This is a genomic window from Microbacterium sp. MYb45 (assembly GCF_002979655.1).
Taxonomy (GTDB): domain Bacteria; phylum Actinomycetota; class Actinomycetes; order Actinomycetales; family Microbacteriaceae; genus Microbacterium.
Window position 1 is genome coordinate 1 of the sequence record NZ_PCPG01000014.1, and the last position, 16,182, is coordinate 16,182.

Here is a 16,182-nt window from a genome sequence, read left to right on the forward strand (position 1 = left end):
GCGTCGCCGACATCGGCCCCCTGTGCGGCGATCCCGTAGATCGCCTTCAACGTGGGCACCCCGGTCTGCACGCGGATGGCCCTGTATCCCTGTTCCTGGTGCGCGCGGATCGAGTCGAACAGCTCCGGCAGTTCCTTGCCCGACGCGTGCCCGTACGCCATCAGGCCGTTCCGCGACGCTCCCCCGAGCAGCTGGTAGACGGGGAGGCCGGCGACCTTGCCCTTGATGTCCCACAGCGCCATGTCCACTGCGGCGATCGCGGCCATCGTCACCGGGCCCCGCCGCCAATACGCGCTCCGGTACAGGAACTGCCAGGTGTCCTCGATGCGCGACTCGTCCGCCCCGATCAGCAACGGCACCACGTGCTCGGTCAGATACGCGACGACGGCGAGCTCCCGGCCGTTCAACGTCGCATCCCCCAGCCCGGTCACGCCGTCGGTGGTCGTGATCTTGAGTGTGACGAAGTTGCGGTCGGGACTCGTGACGATCACGTCAGCCCTGTCGATGGTCATGTGCTTCTCCTCTGCGTGAAGGCGGTAGGTCAGGCGTCCGCGCCGGGCTTGCGTCCGTCGAGCCCCCGCCAGCGCTGGCGCAGAGCGAACGCGGCGGACTTCGGCCGGCGCTCGCGGGTGAAGATGCCCTTCTTGTTGCCACCCACGCGGTGCAGGCCGTTCGTCGTGGCGAAGTCGGCGAAGTTCCAGATCTGCTCGCCGACGAACTGCGGGAAGCGATCGAAGACGCGGTGGTACATCGCGAGCAGGTCGGTCTGGTACTCCTCTGTCCACACCTGGTCCCACACCGAGTGCAGACCCGGCATCGTGTCAGCGCCGTACTCCAGCATCATGATCGGCTTGCCGGTGCGGTCGATCCAGCCTTGGATGTCGCCCTGCAGATACATCTCGGCCGTGGCGAGGTCGCCCGCGTTGATGTACCAGCCGTAGTAGCGGTTGAGGCTCACGACGTCGAACAGATCGATGATCTGGTCGTTCTTGAAGGTCGCGAACATGACCATCGAGTAGGTGATCGGACGCGTCGGGTCGAGCTCGCGCACCAGGTCCACCAGCGGCTCGAAGTACTCGCGTGCGCCGTCTTCGTTCGAGGCGGGCTCGTTGGCGATGCACCACAACACGACGGACGGGTGGTTCTTGTCGCGTCCGATCAGCTCACGCAGGTGCTGCGCGTGCGCCGCGTGCGTCTCCGCCCCGGCATACTGCTCCGAGAAGGTGGGGAACGGCGGGGTGCCGCTCAGCCCGCCGACGACACCCATGTTCAGCCCCACGGCCGCTGTCTCGTCGATCACCAGGATGCCGTGGCGGTCGGCGAAGTCCAGGACGTCCTCGGCGTACGGGTAGTGCGAGGTGCGGAACGAGTTGGCGCCCGTCCACTCCATCAGCTGGAAGTCGTGCACCATGTAGGCGTCGTCATGACCCTTGCCACGCACGAACGTGTCTTCGTGCTTGCCGAATCCGGTGAAGTAGAACGGCTCCCCGTTGACGAGGAATTCCTCGCCGCGCACCCCGACCGTGCGCACTCCGACGGCCAGCGAGTACGTGTCGAGCACGACGCCGGCGTCGACGGCCTCGACCGTCAGTTCGTAGAGGTAGGCGGCGCCCGGCTTCCAGAGCACGACGTCTGCGATCTCGAGACGTCCCTCCGGGCCGGATGCCGTCGCCACGACGACGCCGGTGGCGTCCGCCAGGCTCACCCGCACGTCGGCACCGCCGACCGTCTCGACGCGGTAGTCGACAAAACCGGTCGAACCCTCGAAGGTCGTCACGACCGTGACGTCATCGACGTGCACCTGCGGCAGTGAGTACAGCGACACCGATCGGGCGAGGCCCGCGTAGTTGTAGAAGTCGTGGAAGTAAGTCTGGGTCTTGGCACCGGTCATGCCGACCTCGATCTTGCCCGGCGGGATGGTGGTGTTGCTGAGATCGGGGCTGACCGCGACCGTGAGCCGGAACGCGGTGCCCGGCTTCACGACATCGGTGACGTCGATGTCGAACGGTGTGTACCCGCCGACGTGTCCACCGACGAGCTGGTCGTCGACATAGACCTTCGCCGAGTGCGTGGCGGCGTCGAAACGCAGGAGGATCCGCTCCCCCGCCCAGCCGCGCGGCACCTGCACCGACCGCTGGTAGTAGACCCAGCCGACGTGATCGCGGATGGCCGGATCGGTGAAGAGATCGTTGTAACTCGCCGGAACGGCTGCTTCGAGAGGCGTGTCGAGAGCGGCGAGCCAGGGCTCCTCCGGGAGGCGGGAGTCGATCCCGAACTTCCAGACTCCGTCGAGCTTGACGAGGTCACGGGTCGCGGTGGCGATGGGCTTGAGCATCAAGGGCCTTTCGTGCGCTTCTTTGCGTTCTTGGTTTCAGTACAGCAGAGTTCAGAAGAAATGGCAACCGATTGCCAGTCAGATGGTCTCCCCGGCGTCGGCGAGCAGAGTGCTGCCCGTCATGACCATCGAGAGGTCGCTGGCGCAGAACAGCACTACGCGTGCGATGTCGTCGGGGGTTCCCTGACGGCCGATCAGACTCTGCGACATCGCCGACGGCATGGTGGAGGGATCGATGCCGGCGGCCGCCATCTGCTCGATCGCCGCGGCCGCCATCGCCATGTTCCCCTCGGTGGGCACGTAGCTGGGGGCGACACCGAGCACGCGGATGCCCTGGGGTGCGAGCTCGAGGGCGAGCTGCTTCGTGAGCCCCCGCACCGCGTGCTTCGACGAGACGTAGGCCGACAGGCCGGGCGCAGTCCCGCGGAAGCCCGCGGTCGAGACGATGTTGACGATCACGCCGCCCTGCGGCATCCGACGGGCCGCCTCGCGCGCGCCGTTGCGCACACCTCGGGTGTTGACCGCGAAGACCTGCTCCCAGGTCTCGTCGCTCATCTCGAGCAGCGACTGGCTGGGGAAGATCCCGGCGTTGTTCACCCAGATGTCCGGGACACCGACCTCAGCCGCCGCGGCGTCGGTCGCCGCAGCCATCGACGCCGCATCGGTCACATCCATTCGCACGCCCACCGTCCGCACCGAGAAGCGCTCGCCGATCTCGCCCGCCGCCGCGCGCGAGCGACCCTCGTCGACGTCGGCGATCACGATGCTCGCACCGGCCTCGGCGAGCCGATCCGCGATGGCACGGCCGAGGCCCTGAGCGCCTCCTGTGACGAGCGCGGTGCGGCCCGCCAGATCGATCAGCGAGGCGAGGGGGTTCGACGAGACATCAGGGAAGGGAAAGGACATCATTGCTCCGTTTCGAATGGGCGGTGATCAGCGGACGCTGCGCACCGAGAGGGTGATGACGAGCCCGCCGGCGAAGGCGAGCGCGGCAGCGAGGATATACAGCGCGGTGAAGTTCTCGGCTCCGGCGCCGATGGCCAGCACCGCCCCGCCGAGCACTGGGGCGAAGACCCCCGGGATCTTCTGCGCGAACAGGGCGATGGCCATGTAGCGGCCAGCTTCCCTCTCGCGATCGGGGAGCACGTCGAGCAGCAGCGCCTGGGCGACGGCCGAGAAGGTGGCGATTCCGAGAGAGTTCAGCAGGGTGCCGACCATGAGAGTCGGCAGATCGTGGGCGAACGCCGAGACGCTGCATCCCGCCGCGAAGAGAGCGGCTCCCGCGAGGATGAACGGCTTGCGCCTGCCCACCCGATCGCTCAGCCATCCGCCTCCGAGTGAGCCGAGGGTGGCCGTCACGATGCTCGACGCCGAGACGATCGCGAGCACTCCGGCGACATCGGGTACCCGCAGCTCGAGTCGCTGGGCGACGAAGAACACGGTGAAGCTGGTGGTGAGGGTCAGCCCCGAGAAGAAGATGAAGCGGCCGAGCCAGTTCCAGGCGAAGTCCGGCGCCGTCCGCGGGTCGAAGCCGTAGCTGCGCAGCAGTCCGCCGACGGTCAGCCGCCGCTCGAACACCATCCCCCTGCTGTCGGGATCGCGCACGACGGCGAGGAACGCGACCACCAGCACGACGCCGATCGCAGCAGGGAGCGCGAACACGAGGAGGACCTGGTCGCGGAAGAATCCGACGAGGATGATGCCGACGACGGGCGCGACCTGCATCGTGACGCCCGTGAGGCCCGAGACGCGACCGCGTTGGTGGGGCGGCAGGCGATCGGCCTGCCAGTTCCCGAGCGAGGCGGCCGCGGTTCCCCACCCGACGGTCGAGAGCGTCCATCCGATCGCGAGCACGCTGAGATTCGGGGCGAGGGCCATGACCGGCACCGAGGCCGCGCCGATCAGCAGACCGATCACGGTGAACGGACGCCGCCGCCCCCAGCGGCTGCGCAGCCTGTCACTGAGGACACCGGTGAGCGGCGCGAGCACCAGAGTGGCGGCCGACCCGACCGCGAGGACGACGCCGAGGGCTTCGGTGCGCCCGGGCGCCAGCTGATCGAGACGCACGGCAAGCGAGTACGCCATCGGCACGATCATCGCCATGCCAGCCCCGAAGGTCGCGGCGACGAGCAAGACGATCGACCACGCCGAGACGTTCCCCGCCTCGATCACATCGGAAGAAGGATCCGGCACGACCGCAGAGGGAGGCTGCGGGAGCGCGAGGTTGCCCTCGGGAACGCGCCCCGCAGCCCCCGCAGGGCCTTCGCCCTGGGAATCGTCGACGTCGACGGTCATCTGCTCGGCCTCTGTGCGTGGCTTCGGTCAGGCCAGACCGTTGCGCTTCGCGACCTCGCCCAGCCAACCGAGGCTCGGCTTGGGCGTGCGGACGAACGTCTCGCGATCGACGGCGATCAGGCCGAAGGTCGGAGCCCAGTGACCCCACTCGAAGTTGTCGAGCAGCGTCCAGTGCAGGTAGCCGCGCACGTCGATGCCCTCGTCGATCGTGTCGGCGAGTCCGCGCAGCGCAGCATCCGTGTAGCGGATCCGCTGGGTGTCGTCGGCCGTGGCGATGCCGTTCTCGGTCACGATCACGGTGACGCCCTCGGAGACCTCCCATGCGTGGCGCACGGCCATGGCGAGCGAGTCGGGGCGGAAGGCGGTGCCGACGAGGGTGTTGTCGGGGTGCGGCGGGTGCGGCACAAGACCGTCGGCATCGACCTCCTGCGACGAGTACGCCTGCACTCCGACGAAGTCGTCGCCGCGGGACCCCTCCCAATAGACGTCTTCCTTGCCGTAGCGGATCTGCTTCAGCTTCTCCTCGCCACCGGGGGCCGCGGTGAGCGCGCCTGCGGCGATGGTCCAGCCGACCTTGGCGTTCGTCTTGGCGCGCACGATCTCTCGGGCGGCATGGTGGATCTCGACGAACGCGCGGCCGATCTCGGGGTCTGCGTCCTGGAGGAAGGAGCCGTGCTGCTTCTTCTCTTCTTTCTTTTCCGCAGGTGCGTCACGCTCGACTGCATCCGCCTCGACCGTGGGGCTCTGCCACTGTCCGCCCTGAGCGGCCATGCGGCGCATCGCCGTCATGATGGCCGCCTGCATGTTCGGCTCGTTCATGGTCGCGACCCACTCGACGCCGTCGAGGATCGTGGTGGCCTGGGTCACGAAGCTCAGGAAGCGATCCTTCGCCTTCGGCGACGTCCACCCGCCGTCGTTCGCGAACCAGCGCGGCGTCGTGAAGTGCTGCAGCGTGACGAAGGGGGTGACATCGCGCGAGAGGCAGTAGTCGATCACTCGACGGTAGTGCGCGAGCTCTGCGCGAGAGAACTGGCCCTCGATCGGCTCGATGCGCGACCATTCCAGGCTGAAGCGGTAGGTGTCGAGGCCGGCGTCGGCGAGCAGGTCGATGTCCTCGCGGAAGCGGTGGTAGCTGTCGACGGCGTCGCCGGAGGGTTCCATGCCCGGCATGGTCAGCTCGCGCTCCCACCAGTCGCTGTTGACGTTGTTGCCTTCGATCTGGTGTCCGGCGGTGGCGGCGCCCCAGAGGAAGCCGGTGGGGAAGTTCGTCATTGAGGGATCCTCTCGATCGTGAGCAATCGTGACAACCGATTGCCAGCTAACGGTAACATAAAATAGTAAGTCCTCACTATTTTTCTCGCCGGAGGTATCGATGGCCCAGTACGCCAAGACCGCAGCCGTCCGCCGCGGCATCCTCGACGCCTGCCTCACGATCTTCGGCGAGTCCGGGTTCCACGGGGCCTCGATGGCCGAGATCGCTCGTGGGGCGGGCATCAGCCACACCGGGCTGCTGCATCACTTCCCCCGCAAGGAGGACCTGCTCATGGCGGTTCTCACGCTGCAGGACGAGCGCAGCGCCGACTATCTCGCACGCAATGAGGTCTTGAGCGCCGGAGCCGATCCGCTCGATGTGCTCCGCGGCATGGCTACGACTTTGATCGAACGGGATCAGCGGGTCGGCCTGGTGGAGCTGAGCGCCGTGCTCACCGGAGAGGCCACGGCGCCCGCTCACCCGGCGCACGACTACTTCGAGACGCGCTACCGCAACATCCGCTCGTTCGTGACTCGCCTGTTCAGCCGGCTTGGTGATGAAGGGCGCCTGTCGACGGACCTGCCCCCGGCACACCTCGCAGCGATCACGATCGGCGCGATGGACGGGCTGCACACGCAGTGGCTCTTCGATCGTTCGGCGATCGACGTAGATACCTGCGTCACGTCGCTGATGTCGACCTTCGTGCCGGAGCTGCGGCCTCGCTCGCAGGACTGATCACTCCGCAGCGGCACCCGACTCGTACTCGAAGCGACTGACGACGACCTGGTCTCCGAGAGCCTCGACACCGATGACCCTGCCCGTGAATCCACCGGCCACCTCGGTCGACAGATAGCGGCCGTCGAGTGTGGCCAGTTCGACGAATCCCTCCGCCGAGACCAGGCCGGTGCGCAGCAGGTCGGGTCCACGACGCGCACCGCGCTCGGCTTCGAACTCCGTGGCTCTGATCTCGAGCACCGCATCCACCGGAGCTTCCGCGCGCGCGACGACGTCGCTCAGCGGCCCGATGACGATGCGTGCGCGCACCTCTGCGCCGCGGCGTTCGATCAGCAGCTGGTGCGCGTCGTCCATGCGCACCGAGAGCGCGACGTCGCCCGTCGCGTGCAGGCGGGCCGACCAGAGTTCGTCTTCGGCACGCACCGCGAGCAGCCTTTCGGCACTCTCGGCGAGCGCGTCCCTCCCCCGCTCGAGGAGCAGGCCGTCGGTGCTCGTGCGGGCGAACGACGACGGTGAGATTCCCGGCGATATCCACCGCGGATGCAGTTCCTCGCCTCTGAAGTCCTCGACGAACGAGGTCTTCGCAAGCGGCACCTCGTAGCGCGCTTCGTCGATGACGGGCCACGCGTCGACCCAGTCCACCCCCGCGAGGAAAGTCTCGCGCCCGTTGGTGTGCCAGCGCGGGAAGGTGCCGCGGGGCCGGGTCGCGAGGAACACGAGGGCCCAAGTGCCATCGGCGAGCTCGACGAGATCGGAGTGCCCTGTCGACTGCACGGCCGCGCTCGTGCTGCGGTGCGTGAGGATCGGATTCGTCGGCGCAGGCTCGAAGGGTCCGCTGATGCTCGAGGAACGTGCGACCGTCACCATATGGCCGGGCCCCGTACCACCCTCGGCGACCAGGAGGTACCACCACTCCCCGCGGCGGATCAGGTGAGGCCCTTCGGCGTGCGCGCCGCCCGTTCCCGCCCACAGCGACCGCGGCTCCGACAGCACGTCACCGGTCAGCGGATCGATGACGGCCTGCGAGATGCCGCCGCGCATCACGTCGCTCCAGGTCACGAAGCAGGTGCCGTCGTCATCCCAGGCGATGTCGGGGTCGATGCCGATGAGACCGGCGACGTAGACGGGTTCGCTCCACGGGCCGGTCGGGTCCTCGGCGTGCACGAGGATGTGTCCGCGCCCGACCTCGTGGATGTTCGTCGTGATCATCCAGAACCGGCCGTCGTGATGCCTCAGTGTCGGGGCATAGATCCCGCCGCTCGCGCCCGCGAGTCCGGTGCGCACGTCGAGGTGCTCGGGGCGATCGAGGATGTTGCCGATCTGCGTCCACGAGACCAGGTCACGGGAGTGGAACAGCGGCACGCCCGGCGAGTACTCGAAGCTGGAGTTCGCGAGGTAGTAGTCGTCGCCGACGCGGCAGATCGACGGATCCGGGTGGTAACCGGGGATGATCGGATTCTGGATCATGATGCCTCCATGATTCGGCGGCGCTCGAGGCGCCGATCGCGCTGACGTGCAGGGTCAGCGACCGGCGCCGCGAGCAGCAGCTTCTGCGTGTAGGGATGGTCGGGGGTCGAGGTCACATGCTCGGCCGATCCGGTCTCCACCAAGTCGCCGCGGTACAGCACGGCCACCCGGTGACTGATGTGGCGGACGACCGAGAGGTCGTGCGACACGAAGAGATAGGCGACCCCGGTCGCTCGCTGGATCTCGACGAACAGATCGAGCACGCGCGCCTGGGTCGAGAGGTCCAGAGCAGACACCGGCTCATCGCACACGATCAGGCGAGGCTCGGGAGCCAGCGCGCGCGCGATGGCTACACGCTGACGCTGACCGCCCGAGAACTCCCGGGGCAGTCGCTCGACGGCATCCGAGGGCAACCCGACCTGGTCGAGCAGGGTCTTGACCCGCGAGCGGGCATCCTTCGCCGTCGCGCCCTGGATCACCAGCGGCTCGGCGAGGATGTCGCCGATAGTCATCGACGGGTTGAGCGACGTGTACGGGTCTTGGAACACCACCTGGATGTCACGAGACAGGCGACGGCGATCCCGAGGTGAGATCCCGGCGATCGACGTCCCGTCGAACCGGATGTCCCCGCCGGACGGCTTCACCAGGCCGAGCACCGCGCGTCCGATCGTGGTCTTGCCCGATCCGGATTCGCCGACCAGCCCCAGGGTCTCCCCCGGCGCGACGTCGAGCGAGACGCCGTGCAGCACCTCCACCGGTTTGGCCCGCCATCCCCGTCCAGGGAAGGCGACGCGAAGCTCATCGACCTCGAGGAGGCTCATCGGTCAGTCCTTTCATCGGAGACCGCGACGGGCGGATCGGTGCGAACCGTGCTCTCGTCGAGGATCGAACCGAGCAGCATCTTCGTGTACTCGTGCGTCGGGCGCGAGAAAACCTCCGCAGCGGTGCCGGACTCGACGATCACGCCGTTCTGCATCACCGCGATGCGATCGCAGAGGTCGGCGACGACGCCGAAGTTGTGAGTGACCAGGAGGATCGCCATGTCGAGCTCGGACTGCAGGTCTCGCAGCAGGTCGAGGATCTCGGCCTGCACCGTGACATCCAGCGCGGTCGTCGGCTCGTCGGCGATCAGCAGCTTCGGCCGACTCGCGACGGCGCCGGCGATCAGCACTCGCTGCGCCATGCCGCCCGAGATCTGATGGGGGTAGGAATCGAAGGTGCGCTTCGGGTCAGCGATGCCTACCCGCTCGAGCAGCGCGAGCACCCGACCGGATGCCTCCGCGCGCGTCACACCGAGCGCCGACCGCACGCCCTCGACGAGCTGTGCGCCGACCTTGTACGACGGGTCGAGGTTCGACATGGGTTCCTGGGGGATGTACGCGATCTCCTTACCGCGCAGCGGACGCATCTGCGCATCCGTGAGTCCGACGAGCTCGCGCCCGTCGAAGCGGATCGACCCGCGGGTGATCACCGCCTCGTTGGGCAGCACCCCCAGCGAGGCGAAGGCTGTCTGTGATTTCCCCGACCCGGATTCGCCGACCAGCCCGACGATCTGTCCGCGGGCGATCGACAGGTCGACGCCGCGTACGACCTCGTTCAGGCCGCCGCTCGGACGCGGATAGGCGATGGCGAGGTCGTTGATCTCGAGCAGCCCCGTCCGCGCGGCCGTCGCCTCTCCGGCACTGTCGAGCACACGCTGACCGCGACCCACCTTGGCCGGTTTCGGCATGGATCCTTCGAGGATGTCGCGCAGAGCGTTCCCGAGCAGCACGAGTGACGCCGTGATGACGCCGAGCAGCAAACTCGGCCAGAGGAACTGTGTAGGAGCGATGTAGAGGTTGCGGAAGCCAGACGAGATCATCGAGCCGAAGCTCGGGATCTGCAGCGAACCGACGCCGAGGAAGGCGAGACCCGACTGCACCGCGATCGCAGAGCCCGCCATGAAGGCCGCGGCGATGATGATCGGCCCTCTCACGACGAAGAGCACGTGGCGACCGAGGATGCGCAGGTTGCCGAGCCCCGACACCCGGGCGGCATCGACATAGAGCTCGTTCTTCACCCCCAGCACGAGATTGCGGACGATGCGGTAGATGCCCGGCGACAGCAGCACGCCGAAGATCAGCATCGTGAAGCGGTAGTCACCGCCGGTGACCGGCATCAGGATGATCAGCAGCAGGATGCCGGGGAACGTCATGATGAGGTTGAACAGCCACTCGGTGGTGGCCCGCGTGACGGTACCGAAGTAGCCGCCGATGAGACCGGCTACGACTCCGACGACCAGAGCCACACCGGCTCCGATCAGAGCCGAGATGGCCGCCGTGTTGATGGAGTGGAGCAGGCGCGAGAGGATGTCGCGACCGGCCTCGTCGGCACCGAGCAGGTACCCGGGGGTGCCGACCGGCGCGTTGATCATCGAGAGCTCGGCGTCGTTCGGGCCGTGCGGTGCGAGCCAGGGCGTGAGCAGACCGAGCAGGAAGATCACGGCGAGAAGCCCGAGCGTCACGACCGCCTGCGGGTCGCGCAGAATACGGCGCCAGGTCGACGTGCGGGTCTTCGCCGCATTCTCGAGGGTGACGAGCACCTCGGTGCTGGGAGGCGTCACGGTACCGGTGGTGGTCTGGGGTGGGCGTTCGTCGCTCAATGGACTCTCGCTTTCGGGTTCAACCAGCCGTTGGCCAGGTCGGTGAGGAGGTTGACGACGGTGACGAGCAGCACACCGAAGGCAGTGATGCCCATGATCACGGGGATGTCGCCCTGAAGAGAGGCGTTGAACGCGAAGCTGCCGTAGCCCGGAAGAGCGAAGACGTTCTCGATGATGAGTGCACCGCCGAACATCTGGATGAACTCCAGCGACATCACCGTGAGCGCCGGGCTCGCGGCGTTGCGCAGCGCGTGCTTGATGACGATCGATGTCGTCGACGATCCCCGCGTACGCAGGGTTCGGATGTAGTCGCGACGGAGCTCGTCGATCATGCGGCCACGTACCTGAGCCGCCATGTTGGCCACACCGCCGATGGTGAGCACGATCACCGGGATCGTGATGCTGCGGACCCATGCAGCGGGATCCTCCGCGAACGGAGTGAATCCCGTTGCCGGAAGCCACTTGAGCTGCACGGCGAAGACCACCACGAGGACGATCGCCAGAAGGAGCCCGGGGACGATGTACCCGATGAGGGAGATCCCCTGGGCGATGCGGTCGACGATCCCGCCGCGCGATGCCGCCCAGACTCCGAGGAAGACGGAGAGGATGACCGTCAGGATCAGCGCTGGGACGATGATCGAGAGCGTGACCGCGAGCCGCTGCAGGACCGACGGACCGACCGGCAGCGATGTGTACACGGAGACACCGAAGTCGCCCTGCACGGCGTGGATCAGCCAGTCGAAGTACTGCACGAGGACGGGTCGATCCCACCCCTTGGCGGCGATCAGATCGTCGACCACCTCGGGCGTCGCCGACGTGCCGAGGATCGCCTGAGCCACGTCACGGAACGAGGTGCTGAGGAGCAGGAAGGTGATGAGGGTGACCAGTATCGCGAGTACGACGCCGGCGCCGAGTCGGCGGAGGATATAGCTGAGCATCAAGAGACTCCCGGTGTGTGGTGGGGATGCGGCGCGCCGCACCCCCACCCGTCACTCACTCGGTGACGTCGAACTGTCGGATGGTTGCGAGCGTGTTCGCCTTGCCGACGTACGTGATCCCGTCAGCGGTCGCCCACGTCGCGCCGATGTAGGCGATCGGGGCGACGAGCGCCTGATCCACGACGTACTCGTTCAGCTCCTTGTAGACCGGGAGAGCATCCGCGAAGTCGACGGTGTTGTTGATCTCGTCGAAGTAGCCATCGAGCGTCGGATCGGTGTACCCGGTCGGGTTGCCGAAGCCGGCGGCGCCGATCGTGGTCGCGAGATCTGCCGAGTCCGAGTTGAATCCGAGGATCTGGTAGTACAGCCCGTAGTCACCGGAACGGGCAGCTGCCTGCGCCTGCTGCGGCGGCACGGTCACCCACTCGAGGGTCAGACCGATGTCAGCGAACGCCTGCGTCAGCACGGGCTCGATAGTCGTGCTCAAGAAGGTGCTCGGGATCTGGAAGGTCTCGCCGGCGTAGCCCGCCTCTTCGACGAGCTCCTTGCCCTTCTCGGGGTCGTACTCGTACTCGTCGTTCAGCTTCTCGTCGTAGATCTCGCCGAACGGGCTGACCAGTTGAGTCGTGGCGATGCCCACTCCGCTGAAGATGCCCTTGAGAACGCCCTCGCGGTCGATCGCCATGTTGATCGCCTGACGAACCTTCACGTCACCGAGCGCGGGGAACTTCTCGCCTGCGCGATCGAGGATGTTGAGGTAACCCACGGCCACCGCGTCGTTCACCGTGATGGTGAACTTGCTAGCGTCGAGCTGCGAGACGACCTGCGACTGCACGGTCGCCGCGTTGAGCTCGCCCGCCTGCAGTGCATTGAGCGATGCCGTCGGATCCTGCAGCACCTTGACGGTTAGCGTCTTGAACGGCACGTTGTCGGCATCCCAGTAGTCATCGCGCTTGACGAGGACGTAGCTGCTGCCCGGGACCGTCTTTCCGACATCGAGGGTGAACGGGCCGGAGCCGATTGGATCCGTGGCCGTGCGCTCTTCGTCCATGGTCGCCGGGTCACCGATGGCGCCGGGCCCCTGGGCGAGGTTGTCGAGGAACTGGGGGTCGAATGCCGAGAAGCTGATGACGACCGTCTTGTCGTCCTCGGCCACGACGTCGGCGACCGCGGCGAGGCGGCTCTGCACGGCTCCCGGCGTCGCCTTCGAACGCAGCAACGTCGCGGTGACGGCCGCAGCATCGACCGGGTCCCCGGAGCTGAAGGTCATGCCGTCGCGCAGAGTGAGGGTCAGCTGAGTGCCGTCCTCGTTGTACTCCCACTTCTCGGCGGCGCCTGGAAGCAGTTCACCGGTCTCCGGGTCCTTGCGCAGCAGGGTGTCAAGGACCGACGACCAGACGAACATCTGCTGTCCGTCGACGATCTGAGCGGGATCGAGCGAGTTGGGGGCAGACACCGCGGCGACTGCGAGGTCCTTCTCGACGACGGCCGCCGACGTGCCTTCGGGCGTCGAGTCGGTTCCGGCAGCGCAGCCGGTGACCGCGAGTGCGGTGATGAGGATCGCAGCGGGCAGAGCCACACGGCGACGGTGCTTACGGGTGTTCCACATTGTTCATACTCCTTTGGATGAAACGACATGATGCGCAACCGCTTGTCACTGAGGGTGAAGCGGACAAGGACGGCAGCGGCTGGTGCCAGTAAAGCAGGGTTTGGGATTGATGACAACCGATTGCCAACTTGTTACCGAAGCGTGAGATCGCCGATCGATCGTCGGCTCGCGAGCACTGCGTCGACGAACCCCGCGTCGGCGCTGAGCACGGGGCTGAGGTCGGTTATCGCGCATTCGACGGACGAGCGGTCCGTTCCCCGTCCGTCGATCGCCAGCCATGCGGCTACGACCTTCGCACACGCGTCGGCGGAACGTCCCGCGCTGCGTTCACGCTCAGCCACCGGCGCGATACGCACCCGCATCTTGGTATCGGCATCGAGACCGATCTGCGCGAGAAGATGCCGGATGCGAGGGTTTCGGAAGCGATCGAGCAGCGCCAGGCGGTACTCCCGCAGTCCGAGTTCCGGGGGAAGATGTCGGCAGGCTTCGTCCCAGTACGCCTCGACAGCACGAAGACAGTCCGCGTCTGCGATGGCGTCGGAAACCGTGTGATTTCCGCGAAGCCGACCGAGCGAGGCGAGAAGGGTGTGAGCACCGTTCAGCAGCCAGAGTTTTCGCGCCTCCCACGGTTCGAGCTCGTCGGTGAAGCGAGCTCCCGCCGCCTCCCACTGCGGTCGGCCCGCAGGGAACTCCCCGGCGATGACCCAGTCGGAGAACGGCTCGGCGACGACCGGCGCACGATCACCGTAGCGCTCCGCGAGCTCAGCCGCCTCATCGTCCGTGAGTCGGGGCGTGATCCGATCCACAGAACTCGACACGAACGACACGTGCGCATCGATCCAGTCGACGAGACCCGGCACCCCGGCTGCCACTGCGCGGACCGCATGTCGGAGCACTTCCCCGTTCTCAGGCAGGTTGTCGCAGGAGACCAGAGCGACCGCCCCGGAGTCCGCGCGCCGGCGCGCCTCGAGACCGAGCACCAAACGACCGATAGCGGTGACAGGGCGCACGCTGGCGAGGCCATCGCCGACCGAGTCTGCGAGCAGGGCTCGATCGAGAGACGCCTGCTCATCGGCGTAGGCGGCCTCGGTGATCGTCAGACTGACGATGGCTGTCGCGGGAGCTGCGAGGTCGTTCACAAAGGACGGGATGTCGGTGCCCGGATGGGCCCGGACGATACTGCCGATCCGTTCCGCATCGTCGCCTTCCGGCGAGCGCACGACCAGTGTGTAGAGGCCGTCCTGGGCGGTGAGGTCATCCGCGAGGCCGGCGCTTCGTCCGGTGTACGCCGCGATCCCCCACCCCGCTGCATCCGCGGCATGGGCCGTATACCAGGCCAGATGGGAGCGATGGAAGGCGCCGAGCCCCATGTGCACGATCCGCACGGGCGGAGCCGGCGACTCGCGCACGCCGAGTGTCGTGGCGCTCACAGCTTGAACACCCGCTTCGGCTGCGGACCGACGATGTCGCCGATGATCGCGGCCGCCGCCTCCTCGCTCACCCGACCCTCGGCCACGAGGCGGGCCAGGAAGGCGGCATCCGCCCGGCGAGCCGTGTCGTGCCGGGCGGGGATCGAGAGGAACGCGCGGGTATCGTCGATGAACCCTGACCCCCGCGAGAATCCTGCGGTCTCGGTGACCGCCGACCGGAATCGGGCCATCGCGTCGGGGGCGTCGAGGAACCACCACGGCGCGCCGATATAGACGCTCGGATAGAAGCCGGCCAGCGGCGCGACCTCCCTCGAATAGACAGTTTCGTCGACCGCGAACAGCACAAGGTGCAGGTCGCGCTCGAGCCCGAACCGCTCGAGCAGAGGTCGCAGGCCGCCGACGAAGTCGGTGCGACGGGGAATGTCGTGGCCGGTGTCGGGCCCGAACCTCCCTGAGGTCGCCGTGTTGTGGTTGCGGACGACCCCGGCGTGAATCGTCATGACCAGACCGTCGTCGACGCTCATCCGGGCCATCTGCAGCAGCATGTGGGCACGGAAGGCGTGGCGATCGGCGGCATCCGCATCTCCGGCCATCACTCGGGCGAACAGCGCCTGCCCCTCGGCGGCGTCGAGATCGAGGGTGTCGGGGACCTCGACGCCGTGGTCGGCCGAGACGGCCCCGTGTTCGATGAAGTACCGCCTGCGCTGTTCGAGCGCTGCGAGGTAGCCGGCGAAGGTGCTCGTCTGCCCCGTGGTTTCGAGCAGGCGTCGGACGTTCTCGGCGAAGCCCACGGCGTCCGGGTCGAGGTAGCGGTCGGGCCGGAAGGTGGGAACGACCCTGCCGACCGCGCCCTCGGCGGCGAGCGCCGCGTGCCCTGCAAGGTCGTCGAGCGGATCGTCGGTCGTCGCGAGCACCTCGATGCCGAAGCTGTCGAAGAGGGCGCGTGGGCGCATGCCCGGCTCGAGGAGCTTGGCGGCGATGTGGTCGTAGGCGTCGTCAGCGGTCGCGGCCGTGAGCGGCGTCCGCAAATCGAGCACGTTCTCGAGCGACTCGGTCAGCCAGTACCCCGACGCCGTGCCGGCAAACAGCGGCCAGCGCTCGGCGAACAGCCGCCACACCTCCCGCGGATCTGCGGGCGCCCCGCCGACGCCGAGCTCATCGAGCCCGACACCCGAGGCATGCAGCAGCCGGGTGACGTAGTGGTCGTGCGTGATCAGCAACGATGCCGGGTCGGCGAAGGGGCGGTCCTCGACGAGCCACTCCACGGGCACGTGGCCGTGCGGCGAGACGATGGGCGCGGACGACACGCGCTCGTAGAGGGATCGTGCGACGGAGCGCGTCGCCGGGTCGGCGGGAAGCAGGCGGTCGCGGTCGCGGCGTTGCGGCTGGAGCATTTCTCTATCAGACCGGTTTCCGGTGATTTTGTCAATCGGTTGCCAAATTCCTTGCTCTCCTGCCGGCATACCCCGACGAGACGGCT

12 protein-coding genes and 1 pseudogene are annotated in these 16,182 nt (G+C 67.4%); 1 reads left to right on the forward strand and 12 read right to left on the reverse strand.

Going from position 1 to position 16,182, the window contains the following annotated elements; all coding sequences use genetic code 11:
* The 5 genes and pseudogenes from CQ034_RS16370 to CQ034_RS16390 all read right to left on the reverse strand — a co-directional run.
* Nucleotides 1-512: pseudogene (locus tag CQ034_RS16370) on the reverse strand (bifunctional D-altronate/D-mannonate dehydratase); the annotation flags it as partial.
* Between the two features lie 29 nt (nt 513-541).
* Nucleotides 542-2,335, reverse strand: coding sequence for a beta-glucuronidase (uidA, locus tag CQ034_RS16375; protein WP_105711898.1), 1,794 nt, complete (start codon nt 2,333-2,335; stop codon nt 542-544).
* 78 nt (nt 2,336-2,413) lie between these two features.
* Nucleotides 2,414-3,244, reverse strand: coding sequence for an SDR family NAD(P)-dependent oxidoreductase (locus CQ034_RS16380; protein WP_258134245.1), 831 nt, complete (start codon nt 3,242-3,244; stop codon nt 2,414-2,416).
* 24 nt (nt 3,245-3,268) lie between these two features.
* On the reverse strand, nt 3,269-4,630 hold the full coding sequence (locus tag CQ034_RS16385) for an MFS transporter (RefSeq protein WP_105711899.1): 1,362 nt from the start codon (nt 4,628-4,630) through the stop codon (nt 3,269-3,271).
* Between the two features lie 27 nt (nt 4,631-4,657).
* A complete protein-coding gene (locus CQ034_RS16390) occupies nt 4,658-5,902 on the reverse strand; it encodes a glycoside hydrolase family 1 protein (RefSeq protein ID WP_105711900.1) in 1,245 nt (414 codons plus the stop codon).
* 100 nt (nt 5,903-6,002) lie between these two features.
* Between CQ034_RS16390 and CQ034_RS16395 the strand changes: the two genes are divergently transcribed.
* A complete protein-coding gene (locus CQ034_RS16395; RefSeq protein ID WP_105711901.1) occupies nt 6,003-6,617 on the forward strand; it encodes a TetR/AcrR family transcriptional regulator in 615 nt (204 codons plus the stop codon).
* Here the strand turns inward: CQ034_RS16395 and CQ034_RS16400 are convergent, their stop codons facing one another.
* The 7 genes from CQ034_RS16400 to uxaC all read right to left on the reverse strand — a co-directional run bounded on the left by CQ034_RS16400 (nt 6,618) and on the right by uxaC (nt 16,096).
* A complete protein-coding gene (locus CQ034_RS16400; protein WP_105711902.1) occupies nt 6,618-8,084 on the reverse strand; it encodes a glycoside hydrolase family 43 protein in 1,467 nt (488 codons plus the stop codon).
* Nucleotides 8,081-8,905 (reverse strand): ATP-binding cassette domain-containing protein, encoded by an 825-nt coding sequence (locus tag CQ034_RS16405; RefSeq protein WP_105711903.1) that lies wholly within the window; start codon nt 8,903-8,905, stop codon nt 8,081-8,083. Before CQ034_RS16405 ends, CQ034_RS16400 begins: the two co-directional genes overlap by 4 nt.
* Nucleotides 8,902-10,725 (reverse strand): dipeptide/oligopeptide/nickel ABC transporter permease/ATP-binding protein, encoded by a 1,824-nt coding sequence (locus CQ034_RS16410; RefSeq protein ID WP_258134246.1) that lies wholly within the window; start codon nt 10,723-10,725, stop codon nt 8,902-8,904. The genes CQ034_RS16405 and CQ034_RS16410 overlap by 4 nt, the downstream gene beginning before the upstream one ends.
* Nucleotides 10,722-11,663, reverse strand: coding sequence for an ABC transporter permease (locus tag CQ034_RS16415; protein WP_105711904.1), 942 nt, complete (start codon nt 11,661-11,663; stop codon nt 10,722-10,724). Before CQ034_RS16415 ends, CQ034_RS16410 begins: the two co-directional genes overlap by 4 nt.
* 55 nt (nt 11,664-11,718) lie before the next feature.
* Complete coding sequence (locus tag CQ034_RS16420) at nt 11,719-13,272, reverse strand: ABC transporter substrate-binding protein (RefSeq protein ID WP_105711905.1); 1,554 nt, start codon at nt 13,270-13,272, stop codon at nt 11,719-11,721.
* Between the two features lie 131 nt (nt 13,273-13,403).
* Nucleotides 13,404-14,702 (reverse strand): mannitol dehydrogenase family protein, encoded by a 1,299-nt coding sequence (locus CQ034_RS16425; RefSeq protein WP_258134247.1) that lies wholly within the window; start codon nt 14,700-14,702, stop codon nt 13,404-13,406.
* Nucleotides 14,699-16,096, reverse strand: coding sequence for a glucuronate isomerase (gene uxaC, locus CQ034_RS16430; RefSeq protein ID WP_105711906.1), 1,398 nt, complete (start codon nt 16,094-16,096; stop codon nt 14,699-14,701). The genes CQ034_RS16425 and uxaC overlap by 4 nt, the downstream gene beginning before the upstream one ends.
* Nucleotides 16,097-16,182 lie beyond the last annotated feature (86 nt).